The organism is Enterococcus sp. 22-H-5-01 (assembly GCF_050310005.1).
GTDB classification, from domain to species: domain Bacteria; phylum Bacillota; class Bacilli; order Lactobacillales; family Enterococcaceae; genus Enterococcus_A; species Enterococcus_A hailinensis.
Genome location: NZ_CP189993.1, coordinates 409,318 through 427,510 on the forward strand (window position 1 = coordinate 409,318; position 18,193 = coordinate 427,510).

Sequence of the window (18,193 nt, forward strand, 5' to 3'; positions counted from 1 at the left end):
ATTAAGTAATAATAAAAAATGGAAATGAGTGGGATGCGATGTCGGAAGAGCGATTGTTTTATGTTGAAAAAAATGATTCATGGCAAACATATGCGTTTCTTGAGAGCAGACAAAATGATATTCAATGGCATGCGGGCTTTTTAGATGCACAGGCGCTATTGGCCCAAGAAGAAAGTCGAAGCCAACGTCGCAAATTTACAGCCTTGATTGTGGCTGTTCCAGTTGTAGTCCTTGGATTAATCGTGGGAGTCTATTTTTATGGCCCGGGTGGAGAGCCGGTGATCCCGCAACGTGAGGTAACGTTGAATACAACGATTACCAGCTCAGCAGTAGGTACTGAACAGTCTGAGACAATCGATACGTCTAGCGTTGGGCAAGTCCTCGTTACACCATGGGGAGAACAAGTTACTGTATTAAGAGTTTTATCTAATGGCGAACATGTCATCAATGAGAATGCTACACAGTCTGACTTGAATGGCGATGGTATTTTGACGTATGAAGAATTATCTAAAGTACAAGAAGAAGCAAATCAAGGTCAAACCAATCAGCAACAGTCGCCGCAAGACTATAATGCAGTCGCTCAAAATTATCCTGAACAACAAGAAGTAATAAATGATGGAACAAACCAACAAAATAATTCGACTCAGGTTATTTATCAGCAAGGACAACCTTGACCCTTACAATAATAAAGATTCAAAATGTCTAATCGCCTTTCGCCGAATTGTTGCGGGAGGTTTTTTAGTAGTATAAAATGAATTTGAGGGGATGTGATTGGTTGAAAAAAGTGTATCAATATCATAAAAAAGAAACCTGCATCACCTATGGCGAAACAATTGCATCGATGATGCGCAAAAAAGATTTGGCCAATAAACAAATTCTTTTTTGCGGTAATCAGCGTTACTATGATTTATACGCTGAAAAGTTACGACAATTTGTTCCGTCGTCAAGTACACATGAATGGTTCATACTAACGAATAATCGCTATTGCAATACCATGGATAATTTTCAAGAATTAATTTATTTTCTCGAACGTTTCAGCCGACAACAAGAATTAATCATCTTTAGTCTTGGGAATGAAGGTGTGATGGAGCTCTTGGGGTTTGTCCAGCATGTGACAAAGTTCAAATCAGAACTATGTTTTTTACCAGTGTCTCTACGCTCTTTTGCTCAAACATTGACATTTTCTCAACAGATCGTTTCATCAGAAACAGTAGTGAGTATTATGGAAGTGGAAGAAGCGCCAGCCAGCATTTTATTTGATCCAACGCTAGCTAATCAGCAGACGACTGGTAAAATGATTGATCTTTTAACATTGATTCGTTGCGGGATCGTATGTGAATATTCCTTTTTACAAGATCTTTATCAAAATTTTCCGAGTCGAGAAGCGCTATTGCAACATTCTTTTGCTGCATATAGTGATACCGTAATCCAATATTATCAATCTAATAGTGAAGCTATTCAAAACTTTGGCAAGACATTTGAAAAGGCCTTTTTCCAAACAGAAAATGGTTCTTTATTATCAAATAGTATGAAAATGATGTTCGGATTGCTATTTGAGCTTGCTTGGAATATCGAATCAAGCGAACTTCATTTCAATTTTAAAAATTTTATGATATGGTTGGTGCGATTAGGTTTTCCTATCGTGATTCCACCGGCGGTTTCTCTAGCTGATTTTGGCCAACAAGTTATCAACTTAGCTGAAGAAAAACCGTTGAGAGGCTTAGCAAAAATTGGCGGAATCGGAATGGAAAAAATACCGACTCAAAAAGAATTGCTTCAAACATTTGAAGTGTATCAAAAAATCGTTACAGAGATCAGGGGAGAATAAATGTCAAGTTACAGTGAAAAAATGCTCGCAGCATTAAGAAATGAAGATTTAACCGAAGCCAATCTAATGTTTGAGGAAGCTCTGAAAAAAGATGATCCAGAAATATTAGCAAGTTTAGCTGGCGAATTACAAGCAATCGGCTTTTTAGATGAAGCCAAACGTATTTTAGCAAAACTCTCCGTTGATTTTCCTGAAGAAGATGTATTTAACCTTTCATTGGCAGAAATTGCGATTGAAAATGATGATATCGATAGTGCCTTTGAATATTTGGAACGAATCCAACCAGAGAGCGAAAATTATTTAGAGAGCTTATTAGTGACTGCTGATCTTTATCAAGTTTTAGGAATTCCTGAAGTCAGTGAAGCAAAACTTTTACAAGCCAAAACGATCGCACCAGAAGAACCATTGATAACATTTGCCTTAGCCGAACTACACTTTACTGCGAACCAATTAGGTGAAGCCATCAATGATTACTCGCAATTGCAAAAAGAAGGCATTGATGAGATTGCGAATATCTCGATTGATGAACGAATTGGTTCTGCGTATAGTATGATGGGCGGTTTTGAAGATGCGATTCCATTTTTAGAACGTGCATTAGAAAAAGAACATACTTCTGACCGTTTATTCCAAACAGGTTTTACGTATTATCAATTGCATGATCATCAAAAAGCAATCAATTATTTGCAAGAGTTGATTACGTTAGATCCAGAATATCAAAGCGGCTATTATTATTTAGCGGAAAGCTTGAAAGAAGAAGAATTGCTTGAAGAAGCGTTATCTGCTGCTGAAGCTGGAATCAAAGAAAATCCTTATCAAGTAGAATTGCTGCATCTAGCTTCTGAGATTGCTTATCGTTTAAGAGATAGCAAAAAAGCGGAAGAATTGTTGCAACAAGCTCTTGAAACTGGAGATAAAACAGACGAAACATTATTGACTTTGAGTAATCTGTATTTGAATGAAAATCAACCAGATAAAACAATCGAAATGATTAGTCAAATGGATGAGGAAGGCAATCCTTATGCATCATGGAATTTAGCGCAAGCATATGATGAACTGGAAGATTATGCCGCAGCAGCTACTTATTATAAGCAGGCCCATGAAGATCTAGCACATGAACCAGATTTCTTAAAAGCATATGGGATTTTCTTACGGGAAGATGGTCAAATTGAATTAGCGAGAACAGTATTATTGAGCTATTTAGAATTAGAACCAGGAGATTTAGAGGTGTTATCATTATTAGAAGAGTAGAGAGGTGAGGAAATATGATCGATGTAGCTGAAAAACGTGATTTTCTCGTTTGGCTGATCAATAACGTAAGCTTTCCGAGAAGAGAAATAATTTGGATTTTAAACTATCTAATCAATCATGAAGCCATTTTAAGAAATGTTCATATTGTGGAACAAGCATTGACTACGAAACGTGGTTTAGTTTTTCGTGATAGTACACAAGATGAAGAACCGATGATGTTCAATGTAGAAGGCCATCAGTTTTCCAATAGTGATCAAATTTTCCACGAGATTCGTCTACATTGGCAACAACCTTTATACTTAGAATGTGTGTTTCCTAATTCTTGGCAAAATGCTCAATACCTATCTGTTTTAGAAGATAATCCAGCGATTCCTTGGAATGATAATGTCAGTGAAGAAATCGTGATGGAAGTTGAGAATTTTTTGAAATATCAAGAAAAAGAAGCTAAAATCGATTTGTTGAAAAAACAAATTGATATGGCGCTAGAAGATGGAGATCGGGAAGCTTTTCTTTATCTAAGTGATGAATTGAACCGATTGAAACTAGCTTTACACGAATAAAAACAGCCCGTTTCTCACAGGAGAGACGGGCTGTTTTTTTATGAAGTGCGCTTTAGTTTAAAACGCCGACGTTGAGGTTTTAAGAAGGTAAAACCCTCACCATCCACATCATGAACATTTGTGATTGAAATAAATGCTTTTTCATCGATTGAATGAACGATTTTTTTGACCTCATTGATTTCTTGAGGTGATACTACGATATAAACGATTCGTTTCAATTCAGAAGAAAAACCGCCTTCGCCATGAAGATAAGTCACACCGCGTTCCAAATGTGACATCAATAATTCAGCAATCACGTTGTTTTCATTAGAAATAATCATAACACCTTTGGCTGCGTAACCGCCGGAAGAAAGAACATCGACAACTTTGCTGAAGACGAATGAAACGATCAGTGTGTACATCATTCGTTTTAAATCTAAATAGGTTAATGAACAAATCAACACAATAATATCAAAAACAAGTAAAGACTTACCCATTGTAAAGCCGAATTTTTGTTCCAATATTCGAGCAACGACATCGGCACCACCAGTTGTTCCACCATTGCGATAGACTAAGCCGCTGCCAAAACCTGCGACTAAACCAGCTAAGATCGATACAATAAATAAGTCGTGATCTAAATTGATTTCGATTGTAACCCGTTGCCAGATCCATAAGAAAACAGATAAACTGATCGTTCCTAAAATGGTGTAATAAAACGATCGCTTCCCTAAAATTTTTCCACCAATCAAAATCAAAGGAATATTGATGATCAATGTAGTATAAGCAGGATCGATTCCAAATAATGCCCGAATGATCAAGGTGATCCCAGTAACACCACCTTCAGCTAAATCATTTGCGATATTTAAGTAAACCAATCCAAATGCATAAATTGCTGTCCCAAATATGATAAATAAAATCTCTTTGGCCCTTGTAGCCATCGTCGTCTCCATACGACACCTCCTGATTTAATAATTGGAATAATTTTTCTGATGAAAAATTAAAAATAAATCAAATGCCGGATGCCTTTTTCTGTGTGACTGATTATTTTTTTAGTAAATAAGTTTTTTGAAATAATCAACAGTTTAGTAATTTTATTTAAAATTGCAGAGGCTGTTGGTAAAGTATGTCATATTCGGCAGAGCGAGTCGGTGGCATTTTCAAAATTCATCCTTATCCAACATAGCATGAAATTTCAAGAGTTACAACATCATGATAGGAAACAAATCTGTTTTTTGATAAGATAGGTCTGAGGTGATTTGATGAATCAAAAGACAATGAAAATCATGCAGCAAGAAGTGGACGAATACATCCAACAATTTAAAACAGGTTATTTTTCTCCTCTAGGACAAATGGCTCGCTTAACCGAAGAAGTTGGAGAGTTAGCACGCGAGGTCAATCATTATTATGGCGAAAAAGCAAAAAAAACAACTGAAAAAGCAAATACAGTAGAAGAAGAATTAGGTGATGTGTTATTTGTAACCATCATCATGGCCAATTCTTTAGGGATTGATTTAACGGAAGTTTTTGATCGGAATATGGAAAAATTCAATCAAAGAGATCGCTATCGTTTTGAACGCAAAGATGGATTGACAGAGGGAGACGGAAAATGAGATTAGAAACATTACCACTAGAATTTCAAAGGGCTATGCCGATCTTGAGAACTTTACAAGAAGCAGGATACGAAGCGTATTTTGTCGGCGGAAGCGTGCGAGATATTCTACTGAATAAACCGATCCATGATGTCGATATCGCAACGAGCGCTTTTCCAGCAGAAGTCAAAGAATTGTTTCATCGTACGATCGATGTCGGTATCGATCATGGGACAGTGATGGTCGTTACTAAGGAAGAAACGTATGAAGTGACGACCTTTAGAACAGAGTCAACCTATCAGGATTATCGCCGCCCTGATCATGTGGAGTTCGTTCGTTCCTTAAAAGAAGATTTAAAACGTCGTGATTTTACGATCAATGCTTTAGCCGTTGGTATCGATGGAGAAGTCATCGATTTATTTGATGGGTTAGCAGATTTGCGGAACAAAATTTTGCGAGCTGTAGGCAATCCACATGAACGATTCCATGAAGATGCGCTTCGAATGATGCGGGCCTTACGTTTTGTCAGTCAGTTAGGATTTACAATGGAGCCTCAGACCTTTGAAGCCATTCGCGAGTATCATTCTTTGCTAGCAAAAATCTCTGTGGAACGAATCAATGTAGAATTTGTCAAATTAATGATGGGGTCTTTCCGAGAAGCTGGATTGCGTTCTTTTGTTGAATCTGAATGTTATATCTATTGTCCAGGGCTAAGAGAGTATGGTGAAAGTTTACTAGCTTTTGCTGATTTGAAGGGTCCAGCAATTCCGACAGAACGTCAAGCGTGGGCATTACTGATGTCACGCCTCAAATTGACGTCAGAAGATATTCGCAAATTCATGAAAGAATGGAAATGCTCCAATCAATTAACAAAAGAAGTTATCCAAATGGTTCCGGCGTTAGAGTTTCGTTTGGCTTACGAATGGGATAGTTGGTCACTTTATCAATTAGGAAGAGAATTGGCCTTATCTGTAGAATATTTATTACAATACTTTGATCATGAACCAAACTTAGAAAAAGTACGTTTACTTTATCAAAATCTTCCTATGCATTCGTTGAAGGACATGGCTTTGAAAGGCAACGATTTGATGGCTCATTTTGATTATCCTCGTGGCGCTTGGATCAGTTCGGCATTGCATGCGCTAGAAAAAGAAGTAGTTGAAGGCAGATTGAAAAATAATTCCGAAAGTCTGTTAGCTTTTGCAAAAATATTTTTAGAAAAGGAGATGGCATGAGCACATTCACGAAAGAGTATGTAGTAACCTCTGATCAAACGGCTCTTGCAATGGGATCTGGTGATTTATAGGTGTTGGCGACACCGGCTTTAGTAGCTATGATGGAAAATTGCAGCAAAGAATTGTTAAAGAGTTATTTGACGTCAGAACAAACGAGTGTAGGAGCTGCTATAGAGGTGAAACATCTAGCTCCATCGAAAGTAGAAACAGTTATTAAGATTACGGCAGAAATCATTGAACAAACGGAACGAAAAGTTTTATTTTCAATTCAGGCTTTTCAGCAAGAACAGCTGATCGGTAGTGCATCACACTGCCGAGTTGTTGTAGAAAAAGCAACTTTTCTAAAAAAAATGAAGTAAGAGCACAACATGTGACCGTTTACTCAAGGTGTGCTACACTTATTTTTAGATTAGTAGTGAGGAGAATGTAGAATGGCAAGAGAAATGACAGCGTTAAAATTCTATTTCCGCAATGGAGAAACTTGGACAATTGGTCGTCGTTACATCGGTGATTTGTGGATCAAACAAATTACCACTAGCTTTGGTAGAATCCACGGTAGCGAATTTGTTGAGATTCATCCTTGTGCAGGCTTTAAAATCGAAATCTATCAAGAAGGCGATCATGTTCAAACCTCTGATATCAATTTAGGTGGCTTAGAACTTGGTATGTTTGAACGCGCACGTAAATTTGAAGATATCGAAAGAATGGAAATCATCTATCGTGCAGGTCATCCGGATTCTGTTTATTTCCCTTATAAAGATAAAGACACTGAAGGGTTAGATAATGTCTATCAATCAACAAAAGTTTCTGAAAAAACTAAAAGTCTATACATCGTTATCGATCCGACTAAAACAGTTGATGATGTTTACGGTGAAAATTTCTAAAGCAGCTAAAAACGAGACAAAAGTAGAAAATACTTTTATCTCGTTTTTTTATAAGTTCCTAATCGTGAACGTCAGCTTTTGCAATAATTATCAGCGCGTAAATAATTTCTAATGTTAGTGCTTCTTAAAATAATTAAGCAATTGTTAAGGTACCAGATTAATTTTGCTTTTACGCTTGTATTTTTATTAAGGTACCTGTATTATATATTATATAAGGTACCTTAATAAAAGGAGAGATTACTTATGGAAAATCAAATGAATGAACAATTTATGAAATTGCAACATGATCTACGTCGTTATTACCACCGTCAAATAGCGAAAAATCAAACATTTGGAGCTCATAGAGGTCAAGGCCGAGTTTTAGCACTTTTAAAAATGAACCCAGAAATCAGTCAAAAAGATTTAACGTTTGTTTTAGGCATGCGTCCTCAATCAGTCGGCGAATTATTGCAAAAGTTAGAAGAGAAAGAATTTATCACTCGCGAAGCATCTGAAGAAGATCGTCGCGTAATGATTATTCGTTTAACAGAACTTGGAAAAGCAGAAGCAGAAAAACTTTCAGAGACACCTGATTTCGGTGAAGATTTATTTGCTGAATTTACAGATGAAGACAAACAAGAATGGACACGTTTAGTAGATAAATTAAGTGAAACGTTGAAAAAACAATTAGGTGAAGAAAATACAGAAGATTTCTTCGGTGGAGGCCGCGAAGCTAATGGTCATCATGGGCATGGTGGACCACATGGATTTGGCGGTCCCCATGGACACGGTCCATTTCATGGGCATCATTTTGAAAATTTTGGCGGTTGCAACTGGTAATTTGCCGATAAATCAAATAATTATTGAGAAAGCCATCAAGGAAAATTTCCTTTATGGCTTTTTTTTGTTACAATAGCTTAGAGAAATTTTGAGGATGGTTCAAAATGAAAGAATTGAAAGTAACAGAACTTTATAAGACATTTGGCGATAAAACATTGTTTGACCGTATTTCTTTTTTAATTCACGAAAAAGATCGGATTGGATTGATTGGGGTCAATGGCACCGGCAAATCTAGTTTATTAACGATTTTAGCGGAAAAAGATAGCGGTGACGGGGATGTTTCTGCTATTGAAAAAGCAAGTGATTATCGTATCGGCTACTTGGCACAGACCCAAGATTTTCCAGCAGATCTATTAGTTTTAGACGCTGTTTTTCAAGGGGACAATGCCTTGATGCAAACAGTTAGAAATTATGAAAAAGCTTTATTACGTTTATCAGAAGTGAATACCACTGAATCCCAACGTCAATTCACGTTAGCTGAAGAAGCTATGAACAAACAAGATGCTTGGACAGCCGATAGTGAAGCAAAAGCAATTTTAAATAAATTAGGAATTGATACGTTAGATAAAAAAATCAGCGAATTGTCTGGTGGCCAAATCAAGCGTGTTGCTTTAGCACGGGTGTTGATCGATGCACCGGATTTATTATTATTAGATGAACCAACCAACCATTTAGATTATGAAGCAATCCAATGGTTAGAACATTATTTGAAGAGTTATACCGGTTCATTATTGATGGTTACTCATGACCGCTACTTTTTAGACCGAGTAACGAACCGTATCTTTGAATTGTCATTTGGCAAGCTATATGAATACCAAGGAAATTACGAAGCTTATTTAGTTGAGAGAGCTGAACGTGATCGGGTAGCAGTAGAACAAGAGGGCAAGCGGAAACAATTATATAAACAAGAACTTGCTTGGATGCGTGCGGGAGCGAAGGCCCGATCGACGAAACAGCAAGCGCGGATCAATCGTTTTGAAGATTTGAAAGAGAATCTTCATCAAGTACAAACGGATGGACAGCTTGAAGTCAATATCGCTACGACTCGATTAGGTAAAAAAGTTTTAGAACTGAAAGATGCTGCTTACTCAATTGAAGGAAAAACGATTCTATCTGATTTTGATTTATTGATTCAAAGTGGGGAACGTTTAGGGATTACCGGGAAAAATGGCGCGGGTAAATCAACCTTATTGAATATTTTAGCGGGACGGTTGCCTTTAGACAGCGGTATATTTGAGATAGGAGAAACGGTTCGTTTAGCTTATTACACACAGCAAAATGAAGAAATGGATCCTAATAAACGGATGATCGCTTATTTGCAGGAAGCTGCGGAAGAAGTGAAGCAGCGTGATGGTTCGCAGATCAGTGTGGCTGAAATCTTAGAGCGTTTCTTATTTCCGCGTTTTATGCATGGAACTTTGATCGGAAAACTATCTGGTGGTGAGAAACGGCGGCTGTATCTATTAAAATTATTAATCCAACAACCGAACGTTTTATTATTAGATGAACCTACGAATGATTTAGACATTGCGACTTTGACTGTATTAGAAGATTATTTGCATGAATTTGCCGGCTCAGTTATTACTGTTTCCCATGATCGTTATTTCTTAGATAAAGTAGCTGAGAAATTATTGATTTTTGAAGGCAATGGAAAAATCATTTCTTATTTTGGCTCGATCATTGAGTATTTGGAACAACAAATACCTGTGAAAGAAGAAAAAGCAGTCAAGGCGAAGCCACAACCAAAAGAGCGCAAAAAGAAACTTTCATACAATGAACAAAAAGAATGGGAAACGATCGAAGAAGATATCGCCTTGTTAGAAAGTCGTATCGAAGAATTAACCGAATCAATGAATCATCAAGGTGACGACTTTACCAAATTACAAGATTTGCAAAAAGACATCGATGTATCAGAGCAGGCTTTAGAAGAAAAAATGGATCGTTGGGAATACTTGAGTGAAATCGTTGAAGATAATTAGTTAGATTTTGAATGCAGGGAGGAAAGCTATGCTAATCGCAATTTGGGCGCAAGATAATCAAGCGTTGATCGGGAAAAATAATCGTTTGCCATGGCACTTGCCAAATGATTTACAGTTTTTTAAAAACACAACGACCAACCATACCTTAGTGATGGGCCGTAAAACCTTTGAAGGAATGGGGGGGCGCCCGCTGCCTAAACGGCAAACGATTGTTTTAACCCGTGATCGAAATTATCAAGCAGAAAATGTGTTAGTTATGCACTCAGTAGCTGAAGTTTTAGACTATAGTGAAAAGCAAGCTCAAACAACATTTATTGCCGGCGGTTCTGCGATTTACAAAGCCTTTCTACCGTATTGTGATAAAATTTATCGGACGTACATCAATGAATCTTTTGTAGGCGATGCCTATTTTCCAACGATAGATTGGAGACAATGGCACTTAGTAGATCGTCTACAAGGACCACAAGATGAAAAAAATCCGTATGAATACTATTATGAAAAATATAATAGAAATAGAGTCGATTAAGGGACGATACAAGTTTTATAAAGAAATAGTTTCAGCAATGATTTATTTCACGAGGTTTGATATACTAAAATTAACGTGAAACTCGGTAGGAAAGAAGGATCAGCATGCCAAATGTAAAAATTGTTACCGACTCGTCTTGTACGATTGAAAAGTCGGTTAGAGATGAATTAAATATAACTGTCATTCCATTATCAGTAATGATCGATGATGTCGTCTATCCGGATGATGATGATTTAACCGGAGAGAAATTTATGGAGATGATGGCGAATGCTAAAAATCTCCCTAAAACTAGCCAGCCGCCAATTGGTTATTTTGCTGAGTTGTATGATGAATTAGGAAAAGATGGTAGTTCAATCGTCTCTATCCATATGTCGCATACACTGAGCGGAACGGCTGAAGCCGCGCGTCAAGCAACTTTTTTAAGCAGCAGTGAAGTCACTGTGATCGATTGTGGATTTATTGACCAATCACAAGCATTTCAAGTGATCGAAGCCGCAAAATTAGCTGAAAAAGGTGCAAGTGTCGATGAAGTTTTGGAAAAAATCGAAGAAGTAAAAAATCACAGTAAATTATTTATCGGGATTTCTTCATTAGATAATTTAGTTAAAGGTGGACGGATCAGCCGTGTAACTGGAGTGATCTCAAGCGTATTGAATATGCGTGTAATCATGGAACTTGAAAATGGGGAGCTATTACCTGTCAATAAGGGACGTGGAAAGAAAACATTCAGTAAGTGGTTCGCGACTTTTAAAGAAGAGCTTACAAAAGTCAACGTCAAACAAATCGGTATCTCATATGCTGGTAAGTTAGAATTTATCGATGAAGCAAAACAAGCGCTGCAAGAAATGTTCCCTGAGATGCATATACCTGTCTTGCACACGAATCCCATCGTTGCGACTCATACAGGGCCGGGTGCTTTCGCAATCATGTATTATACAGATTAGTTGAAACTGTCTCTAGGAATAGAGGCAGTTTTTTAAAAAGGAGTTGGATAGGTAAATGGATCGATTGAAACGCTTTTCGACGCTATTTATTTTACTAGCCGCTGTTGTTGTAACATTGCTAGTATTATTTTTAACGATTCCTAAAGCAGATTCTCGTTTGAAAGTCAGTCAGGATGGCAATCAAAATTATAAAAAAACGATTCATTTTGTTGCAGTCGGTGATTCTTTAACCGAAGGCGTCGGTGATGAAACAAAAAGTGGGGGTTATGTACCACTAGTCGAAAACGCATTACAACAAAAATATGAATTGAATTCAGTGGAAAAAGATAATTATGGTGTTTCCGGTGAACGAAGTGATCAAATCTTAAAGCGGGTAAAAAACGATAAAGATTTACGAAATAGTTTAGCTAGCGCAGACATCATCACGATGACTGTCGGCGGGAATGATTTGTTTCAAGCATTTCAAAAGCATTTAAATGCAAAAAATGCGAAACAATTTGATTCTTCTATCAAAAAATACGGTAAATATGTCGAGGATATCTTAGCCCAAATGCGTGAGTTGAATCCAGATGCCCCAATATACGTAGTTGGAATCTATAATCCGTATTATATGAATTTCCCTGATATCACAGCCATGCAAACTGTGGTAGATAATTGGAACAAAAAAACCAAAAGTTTAACAGCAGATGCGACACACTGCTATTTTGTACCCGTCAATGATTTATTATATAAAGGGATTCAAACTGAAACGAGCGCTAGCGAAAGTACAACCGCAAGTAGTACAAGCACTAGTTCGACTACAGAAACAAAGAATAATGTTCTGTACGATGAAGACAATTTCCATCCCAATAATTTAGGATACCAATTGATGGCGAATGCAATTCAAGATAAAATCATGGATACAAAAGACTTATGGTTATTGAAGGAGAAGAAGTAATGAAAAAAAGAATCAATGGCTGGAAAATTGCTTTTCTTGTATTGGTAGGTATTTTATTGGGCGGAATCATTTTTACAACCGTTCGAGTTTTTTCAACGCGTGAAACAAACCTTCCACCAAGTAGTGAAACCACTGTGCCAGCAGGTTCACCAGTCTTAACAATGAATACCAATAAGAAAAAATTGAATACGGTTATGGCTTATTTTTTGAATGATCTTCAAAAAGGTTCTGATGTAAAATATGAATTTTACTTAGAAAATCAAGCGATGCTAAAAGGGGAATTCAAGCTTTTAGGTGCACCGATAGACTTTTATCTTTACTTTGATCCGTATGTTATGGATAATGGCAATGTTCAATTAAAAGCGCGTGATCTATCGATTGGAACATTGAGTTTGCCAGTTAGCCAAGTCATGGCGACTATCAAGCGAAGCTATGATTTTCCTAAATGGGTAGAAGTAGATTCGAAAGAACAAACAATCACTTTGAAATTAAATGAATTCAAATTGAATAATGGAATGTTTATCAAAGCAAATCATATTGACCTTGTAAATGATGATATTCAATTTAGTTTGTATCTGCCAAAAGACAAGAAAGCCGATGAATAATTGATCAGCAAATCATTGGAGTGAAATTACTATGAGAAGAAGTTTTTATCATTATATCCTGACACAACGTGGGCACAACTTGCAGGATCCTGTTGAAGCCTTTGCCGGCGAAGTTTCTAAAGACATCATGTTTCCAAAGCAATCAGAAGAATATCATGAAGTAGCAGATTATTTAGAAATGAATGTCGATTATTTGGATTCAATGGATCTGTTTGATCAGCTTTGGGAAAAATATTTAGAAAACAACAAATAATTTAAAAAGGAAAAGTTCAGGAAGACTTTTCCTTTTTTTTCTAGCATGCTATGATGAAAAAAAAGGTGAAAGGATAATGCGCCTTGCAGAAAAAAACGTTACCACTCCCAATCGTTATTATTGTTCTTGTATGTACAGTGATCGTTACCGCAGTTGTGACTCATTTTATAGAACAAAAACAAATTTTAAAAAATGAATCGGTCGTAAAAATCACACGGAATGACTTAGATGATGTTCAAGACCTTTATGATTTGATTAGTACGAATTATGTTGATAAAGTAGATAAAGAGACTCTGATTCAAGGGGCATTAAAAGGGATGACTGAAGCGCTCGGAGATGCAGACTCAGAATTTTTGACTGCAAAAGAAACAAAAGAGCGTCAATCGCAAGTCGCAGGGAGTTTTGAAGGAATTGGGATCGATTTTGATATCCAAAATCGTTTGCCTGTGCTCAATCGGGTACCAGAAAAAAATTCTCCTGCCGAAAAAGCAAAGCTGAAAATGGGAGATATCATCCTAAAAGTCAATGGAAAATCGACCAAAGATTTGTCCGTCGATACAGTTACTAGTATGATCCGCGGAAAAAAAGGTACTCAAGTGACTTTATCGCTTCAACGTGGTGAGGAAAAATTTGATGTCGTTATCGAACGAGATGTTGTTTCTGAAGATACGGTTACTGGCACGATCGATAAGGACCATCCAACAGTTGGTTCAATCCAAATTGCGAATTTTAGAGATACAACTGCTTTAGAATTTCGAACGATTGTTGAGGAATTACGCAAAGAAGGTGCGACTTCTTTTGTGATTGATCTGCGACAAAATTCTGGTGGATTATTGGCTGAGGCAGAACGTGTAGCTAGCTATTTTTTGGAAAATGGCGATACCATTGCCCAATTTTCCAATAATAAACAAGTCATCTCTGTCGATAAAGCAAGCAAAAAAATCGATCAAGGTTTCAAAGTCAAAGAGCCGAGTGTTTTTTTGATCGACCAAGAAAGTTCTTATGGTGCCGAATTACTAGCAGCAGCAGTAAAAAATAAAAATTATTCTTTGATTGGTTTGACAACGTTTGGCAAAGGCAGCGTCCAAACGATCAGTCCAATTGGGAAAAATAACTATGTCCAATTAACGATCATGAAATGGTATACGCCGGACGGTTCTTCTGTGGAAGGCAAAGGAGTAACACCAACGATCGAAGCAGATTATCCAGCGTATGCTAAACTGCCACCGATTTCGAAACAATCGAATTGGCGAATCGGTGACTCTGGCGATGCTATAAAAAATGTTAATACGATGCTTAACGCGCTAGGTTATCCGACTGAGGGAGATTCATTCAATGAGGCGACCCGCGACGCTGTGATTGGAATCCAAACAGAAAACAATTTACCTGAGACTGGCGCATTAGATGCTAAGACGATTGATGCGCTTCAGGCAAAAGTATTTAATTTAGTCAAAGCTAATGATGTAGCCTATGCCAAGGCCATAGAAACGTTACAAAAATAAGTGTTGATACTATTTTGATGCTTATGATTGCAAGGGGTGTAGTATTTGAAAAATCTACTTACAAAAGGTCATTTATGGTTAGGAGTGAAATATTTATTGATCGCTCTTTTTGTAGGAGTGATCATTCGAGGATTTCTACTAATACCAGTTCCGGTGACTGGTAATTCGATGGATCAGACATTAGCCCAAGGTGATATGGTGCTGATGGAAAAATTTAGTAAAATCAAACGCTTTGATGTAATCGTCTTCCAGCAACCCGATGGAACGATCTATATTAAACGTGTAATTGCTTTACCAAGTGATGAAGTGCGCTATGAGCATGATCAATTATATGTAAATAATAAAAAAATTGCGGAACCTTTTCTAACAAATAATCGCCAGCAAGACCATCAAGTCTCGCCTTATACAACTGATTTCAAGTTAGAGGACCTTATTGGCAAAATAAAACTTCCAGCTGATGAATATTTTGTATTAGGCGACAATCGACGAATTTCAAAAGATAGCCGTTCATTTGGAACGGTCGATAGCGCGGATATTTTGGGAAAAGCTCGAGCTGTGTATTATCCATTGAGCCATATTAAGTGGATATCATAGTCAAACGTGTTATTGAAGATCGTGGCTATTAGTAGCGCGGTCTTTTTATTTTTAATCCTTATTATTAAAGTGAGGCGACTTGTGATACAATCAGAAACGGAAAATAATTTCTGTGGCTATGATATAGATTGAAATAATAAAAAAATCAAGGAGGAAACAGATAATGCCAACAATTCAATGGTTTCCAGGCCATATGGCTAAAGCAAGAAGAGAAGTATCAGAAAAATTAAAATTTGTCGATATTGTGTTTGAATTAATCGATGCACGTCTGCCTTTATCATCACGTAATCCGATGTTAGATCAAATCGTGCAACAAAAACCACGTTTAATCTTATTAAATAAATCAGATCTTGCTGATCCGAATCAAACCAATTTATGGGTCAATTATTTTAAAGAAGCCGGCCATCATGTGCTTGCTTTAACTGCGAAAGATGATAAGAGCGTCAAACAAATTGTTCCTGCTAGTAAGAAAGTTTTAGCAGAAAAAATTGATCGAGACCAAGAAAAAGGAATCAAACCACGAGCAATCAGAGCGATGGTATTGGGTATTCCAAATGTCGGAAAATCAACTTTATTGAATCATTTAGCTGGTAAAAAAATAGCGAGTACAGGAAATCGTCCGGGTGTAACTAAAGGGCAACAATGGTTACGTTTTGGTACGCAGCTTGAATTATTAGATACACCAGGGATCTTATGGCCAAAATTTGAAGACCCAGAAGTTGGCCAACGTTTGGCACTTACAGGAGCAATCAAAGATGATCTATTACATTTAGATGATTTAGCTCTATATGAATTGGAAGTCTTCACGCGTTTTTATCCAGAACAATTAAAAGAACGCTATAAATTAACGGATGATGATTTAACTTTAGAATTGCCAGAGTTGTTGCTTTTGATTGCATCTAAACGGGGATTCAAAGACGATTACGAACGTGCAAGTGAAATGTTGATTCTTGAATTACGTCAAGGAAGATTAGGCCGTTACACATTAGATCGTTTTGAGGAGCTGAGCGAGTAATGGAAAAATTATCCATCAAAGCGATCAAAGAACAATTGAGCGAAATCATTGATGCCGAAGATCCTAAACTAGTTGAATTTCGTGCGGATTCTCGTAAAGGTGTTCAACAAGCATTGGTTCAATGGCAAAAAAAACAAGATAAGCAAATAGCTTTAGAACAAAAATATATCGATATGTCTGTTTTTGAGGCAGAAAAAAAAGCTCAAGGATTTCAGGCAATCTGTGGAATCGACGAAGTGGGACGTGGACCTTTGGCTGGTCCTGTCGTTGCAGCAGCTGTGATTTTGAATGAAGAGCATGCTATTTTAGGACTGAATGATTCAAAACAACTTTCAGCTCGTAAACGTGAAGAATTGGTTGAAGAAATCAAAAAAAATGCTCGTGCGATTGGTATCGGTGAGGCAACAGCTGAAGAGATCGATCAATTGAATATTTATCAAGCAACAAAAGTTGCGATGCAACGGGCGATCGACCAATTGACGATCAAACCAGATTGTTTATTGATTGATGCAATGGTACTTGATAATGGTTTGCCGCAAGAAAAAATCATCAAAGGCGATGCTCGTTCGGTTTCGATTGCTGCGGCAAGTATTATTGCCAAGGTCTATCGAGATGAATGGATGACTAAATATGGGGAAGATTATCCAGCCTACGGTTTTGCCAATAATGCTGGCTATGGAACCAAAGAACATTTGAAAGCTATTGATGAACAAGGAATTTTGCCGATTCATCGCAAGACCTTTGCCCCGATTAAAAATAAATAAATGAAGGTCCTTCTTTTTATGTATCTTTTTGATAAAGAACTGAAAAGAGGGATTTTTTTGAAAAATAATTTTCTTTTGCGTTTGAGTATGACAAAAGGTATCGGAGCCGTCGGAAAACAACGTATTTACCAATTTGCGAAGCGTCATCAGCATTGGCAATTTGATAGCTTAGAAATTCGTCTGCTTTCTCAGACGACGCGCAAGAACGATTGGAATGAATGGGACGAGGAACGTTTAAACGAAATAAAACGAATGCATCAGTATATAACGATTGAAGATTCGGTGTATCCAGAACAATTGAAGCATGTTCCGACACCGCCACTGGTATTATTTTATAAAGGTGATTTAGCTTTTTTGGAAAGAAAAATGTTAGCAGTCGTTGGCGCCCGTGACGCTTCGCGATATGGGTATTTAGTTTTACAGGCATTGATCCCAGAGTTGATCAAACGGGACTTTGTAATTGTTAGCGGCTTAGCAAAAGGAATCGATAGTTTTGCCCATTAATTTGCCATCAGTAATCAAGGAAAAACTGTCGGAATAGTTGGAACCGGTTTAAATATTTGTTATCCTAAAGAAAGCGGTAATTTACAAATCGAGATGAGTAGGCATCATCTTGTAGTAAGTGAATACCCCAACGGAACTACGCCAGCCAAATTTCATTTTCCGATGCGCAATCGGATCATCGCCGGATTAAGCAGCGGTGTGTTAGTGGTGGAAGCTAAAAAACGCAGTGGATCATTGATTACCGCTCAACAAGCATTAGATTACGGAAAAGAAGTTTTTGTTGTTCCTGGATCCATTTTAGATGGGCGCTCGAGCGGCTGTCATCAGCTGATTCAAGATGGTGCCGTTTGCGTTGAAAAAGCACAAGATATTTTTGATTGTTATGATTTAATGAATAAATTCGATAAGCCCTGACTTGACAAACAAAA

The 18,193-nt window shown here is 37.3% G+C and carries 20 protein-coding genes and 1 pseudogene; 20 read left to right on the forward strand and 1 reads right to left on the reverse strand.

Going from position 1 to position 18,193, the window contains the following annotated elements:
- Window positions 1-38 precede the first annotated feature (38 nt).
- The 4 genes from ACQKTA_RS02080 to ACQKTA_RS02095 all read left to right on the forward strand — a co-directional run bounded on the left by ACQKTA_RS02080 (window position 39) and on the right by ACQKTA_RS02095 (window position 3,636).
- Complete coding sequence (locus ACQKTA_RS02080; protein WP_427814000.1) at window positions 39-674, forward strand: hypothetical protein; 636 nt, start codon at window positions 39-41, stop codon at window positions 672-674.
- 110 nt (window positions 675-784) lie between these two features.
- Window positions 785-1,828 (forward strand): hypothetical protein, encoded by a 1,044-nt coding sequence (locus ACQKTA_RS02085; protein WP_427814497.1) that lies wholly within the window; start codon window positions 785-787, stop codon window positions 1,826-1,828.
- Window positions 1,829-3,076, forward strand: a complete 1,248-nt coding sequence (locus ACQKTA_RS02090; protein ID WP_427814001.1) for a tetratricopeptide repeat protein — start codon at window positions 1,829-1,831, stop codon at window positions 3,074-3,076.
- A 14-nt stretch (window positions 3,077-3,090) separates the two neighbouring features.
- A complete protein-coding gene (locus ACQKTA_RS02095; protein WP_427814002.1) occupies window positions 3,091-3,636 on the forward strand; it encodes a YpiB family protein in 546 nt (181 codons plus the stop codon).
- Window positions 3,637-3,674: 38 nt separating this feature from the next.
- On the opposite strand, the gene ACQKTA_RS02100 is transcribed toward ACQKTA_RS02095, so the two are convergent.
- The gene (locus tag ACQKTA_RS02100) at window positions 3,675-4,565 is read right to left on the reverse strand and encodes a YitT family protein (protein WP_427814003.1); all 891 of its coding nucleotides are present in this window, start codon (window positions 4,563-4,565) and stop codon (window positions 3,675-3,677) included.
- Between the two features lie 309 nt (window positions 4,566-4,874).
- Between ACQKTA_RS02100 and ACQKTA_RS02105 the strand changes: the two genes are divergently transcribed.
- The 16 genes and pseudogenes from ACQKTA_RS02105 (at window position 4,875) to dprA (ending at window position 18,179) form a co-directional block, all read left to right on the forward strand.
- Window positions 4,875-5,225, forward strand: coding sequence for a nucleotide pyrophosphohydrolase (locus ACQKTA_RS02105; RefSeq protein ID WP_407856064.1), 351 nt, complete (start codon window positions 4,875-4,877; stop codon window positions 5,223-5,225).
- The gene (locus tag ACQKTA_RS02110) at window positions 5,222-6,439 is read left to right on the forward strand and encodes a CCA tRNA nucleotidyltransferase (protein ID WP_427814004.1); all 1,218 of its coding nucleotides are present in this window, start codon (window positions 5,222-5,224) and stop codon (window positions 6,437-6,439) included. Before ACQKTA_RS02105 ends, ACQKTA_RS02110 begins: the two co-directional genes overlap by 4 nt.
- 74 nt (window positions 6,440-6,513) lie before the next feature.
- Complete coding sequence (locus ACQKTA_RS02115; RefSeq protein ID WP_427814005.1) at window positions 6,514-6,798, forward strand: thioesterase family protein; 285 nt, start codon at window positions 6,514-6,516, stop codon at window positions 6,796-6,798.
- Window positions 6,799-6,870: 72 nt separating this feature from the next.
- Complete coding sequence (locus ACQKTA_RS02120; protein WP_407856061.1) at window positions 6,871-7,323, forward strand: hypothetical protein; 453 nt, start codon at window positions 6,871-6,873, stop codon at window positions 7,321-7,323.
- Window positions 7,324-7,566: 243 nt separating this feature from the next.
- Window positions 7,567-8,142 (forward strand): MarR family winged helix-turn-helix transcriptional regulator, encoded by a 576-nt coding sequence (locus tag ACQKTA_RS02125; protein WP_427814007.1) that lies wholly within the window; start codon window positions 7,567-7,569, stop codon window positions 8,140-8,142.
- A gap of 104 nt (window positions 8,143-8,246) precedes the next feature.
- Window positions 8,247-10,121, forward strand: a complete 1,875-nt coding sequence (locus tag ACQKTA_RS02130) for an ABC-F family ATP-binding cassette domain-containing protein (protein ID WP_427814008.1) — start codon at window positions 8,247-8,249, stop codon at window positions 10,119-10,121.
- A 28-nt stretch (window positions 10,122-10,149) separates the two neighbouring features.
- Entirely contained in the window at window positions 10,150-10,647 is a 498-nt protein-coding gene (locus tag ACQKTA_RS02135; RefSeq protein ID WP_427814009.1) for a dihydrofolate reductase, read from the forward strand.
- 104 nt (window positions 10,648-10,751) lie between these two features.
- Window positions 10,752-11,591, forward strand: a complete 840-nt coding sequence (locus ACQKTA_RS02140) for a DegV family protein (RefSeq protein WP_427814010.1) — start codon at window positions 10,752-10,754, stop codon at window positions 11,589-11,591.
- 55 nt (window positions 11,592-11,646) lie between these two features.
- Window positions 11,647-12,528 (forward strand): SGNH/GDSL hydrolase family protein, encoded by an 882-nt coding sequence (locus ACQKTA_RS02145; protein ID WP_427814011.1) that lies wholly within the window; start codon window positions 11,647-11,649, stop codon window positions 12,526-12,528.
- The gene (locus ACQKTA_RS02150; RefSeq protein WP_407856055.1) at window positions 12,528-13,133 is read left to right on the forward strand and encodes a YpmS family protein; all 606 of its coding nucleotides are present in this window, start codon (window positions 12,528-12,530) and stop codon (window positions 13,131-13,133) included. The genes ACQKTA_RS02145 and ACQKTA_RS02150 overlap by 1 nt, the downstream gene beginning before the upstream one ends.
- Before the next feature lie 31 nt (window positions 13,134-13,164).
- Complete coding sequence (locus tag ACQKTA_RS02155; RefSeq protein ID WP_332581300.1) at window positions 13,165-13,386, forward strand: YozE family protein; 222 nt, start codon at window positions 13,165-13,167, stop codon at window positions 13,384-13,386.
- Between the two features lie 83 nt (window positions 13,387-13,469).
- Window positions 13,470-14,888: a S41 family peptidase gene (locus tag ACQKTA_RS02160; RefSeq protein WP_427814012.1), complete on the forward strand. Its 1,419-nt coding sequence runs from the start codon at window positions 13,470-13,472 to the stop codon at window positions 14,886-14,888.
- Window positions 14,889-14,933: 45 nt separating this feature from the next.
- Window positions 14,934-15,482 carry a signal peptidase I gene (gene lepB, locus ACQKTA_RS02165; protein ID WP_427814013.1) on the forward strand — a complete coding sequence of 183 codons (549 nt, stop codon included), beginning with the start codon at window positions 14,934-14,936 and terminating at the stop codon, window positions 15,480-15,482.
- 163 nt (window positions 15,483-15,645) lie between these two features.
- Window positions 15,646-16,497: a ribosome biogenesis GTPase YlqF gene (gene ylqF, locus ACQKTA_RS02170; RefSeq protein ID WP_427814014.1), complete on the forward strand. Its 852-nt coding sequence runs from the start codon at window positions 15,646-15,648 to the stop codon at window positions 16,495-16,497.
- Entirely contained in the window at window positions 16,497-17,261 is a 765-nt protein-coding gene (locus ACQKTA_RS02175) for a ribonuclease HII (RefSeq protein ID WP_427814015.1), read from the forward strand. The genes ylqF and ACQKTA_RS02175 overlap by 1 nt, the downstream gene beginning before the upstream one ends.
- Before the next feature lie 57 nt (window positions 17,262-17,318).
- Window positions 17,319-18,179: pseudogene (gene dprA, locus ACQKTA_RS02180) on the forward strand (DNA-processing protein DprA).
- Window positions 18,180-18,193 lie beyond the last annotated feature (14 nt).

Coding starts and splice junctions, on each gene's coding strand:
- ACQKTA_RS02095 (WP_427814002.1), top strand. CDS start 3,091: ATGATCGATGTAGCTGAAAAACGTGATTTTCTCGTTTGGCTGATCAAT.
- ACQKTA_RS02120 (WP_407856061.1), top strand. CDS start 6,871: ATGGCAAGAGAAATGACAGCGTTAAAATTCTATTTCCGCAATGGAGAA.
- ACQKTA_RS02155 (WP_332581300.1), top strand. CDS start 13,165: ATGAGAAGAAGTTTTTATCATTATATCCTGACACAACGTGGGCACAAC.
- ACQKTA_RS02150 (WP_407856055.1), top strand. CDS start 12,528: ATGAAAAAAAGAATCAATGGCTGGAAAATTGCTTTTCTTGTATTGGTA.
- ACQKTA_RS02110 (WP_427814004.1), top strand. CDS start 5,222: ATGAGATTAGAAACATTACCACTAGAATTTCAAAGGGCTATGCCGATC.
- ACQKTA_RS02105 (WP_407856064.1), top strand. CDS start 4,875: ATGAATCAAAAGACAATGAAAATCATGCAGCAAGAAGTGGACGAATAC.
- ACQKTA_RS02090 (WP_427814001.1), top strand. CDS start 1,829: ATGTCAAGTTACAGTGAAAAAATGCTCGCAGCATTAAGAAATGAAGAT.
- ACQKTA_RS02125 (WP_427814007.1), top strand. CDS start 7,567: ATGGAAAATCAAATGAATGAACAATTTATGAAATTGCAACATGATCTA.
- ACQKTA_RS02140 (WP_427814010.1), top strand. CDS start 10,752: ATGCCAAATGTAAAAATTGTTACCGACTCGTCTTGTACGATTGAAAAG.
- ACQKTA_RS02130 (WP_427814008.1), top strand. CDS start 8,247: ATGAAAGAATTGAAAGTAACAGAACTTTATAAGACATTTGGCGATAAA.
- ylqF (WP_427814014.1), top strand. CDS start 15,646: ATGCCAACAATTCAATGGTTTCCAGGCCATATGGCTAAAGCAAGAAGA.
- ACQKTA_RS02100 (WP_427814003.1), bottom strand. CDS start 4,565: ATGGAGACGACGATGGCTACAAGGGCCAAAGAGATTTTATTTATCATA.
- ACQKTA_RS02175 (WP_427814015.1), top strand. CDS start 16,497: ATGGAAAAATTATCCATCAAAGCGATCAAAGAACAATTGAGCGAAATC.
- ACQKTA_RS02135 (WP_427814009.1), top strand. CDS start 10,150: ATGCTAATCGCAATTTGGGCGCAAGATAATCAAGCGTTGATCGGGAAA.
- ACQKTA_RS02145 (WP_427814011.1), top strand. CDS start 11,647: ATGGATCGATTGAAACGCTTTTCGACGCTATTTATTTTACTAGCCGCT.
- ACQKTA_RS02080 (WP_427814000.1), top strand. CDS start 39: ATGTCGGAAGAGCGATTGTTTTATGTTGAAAAAAATGATTCATGGCAA.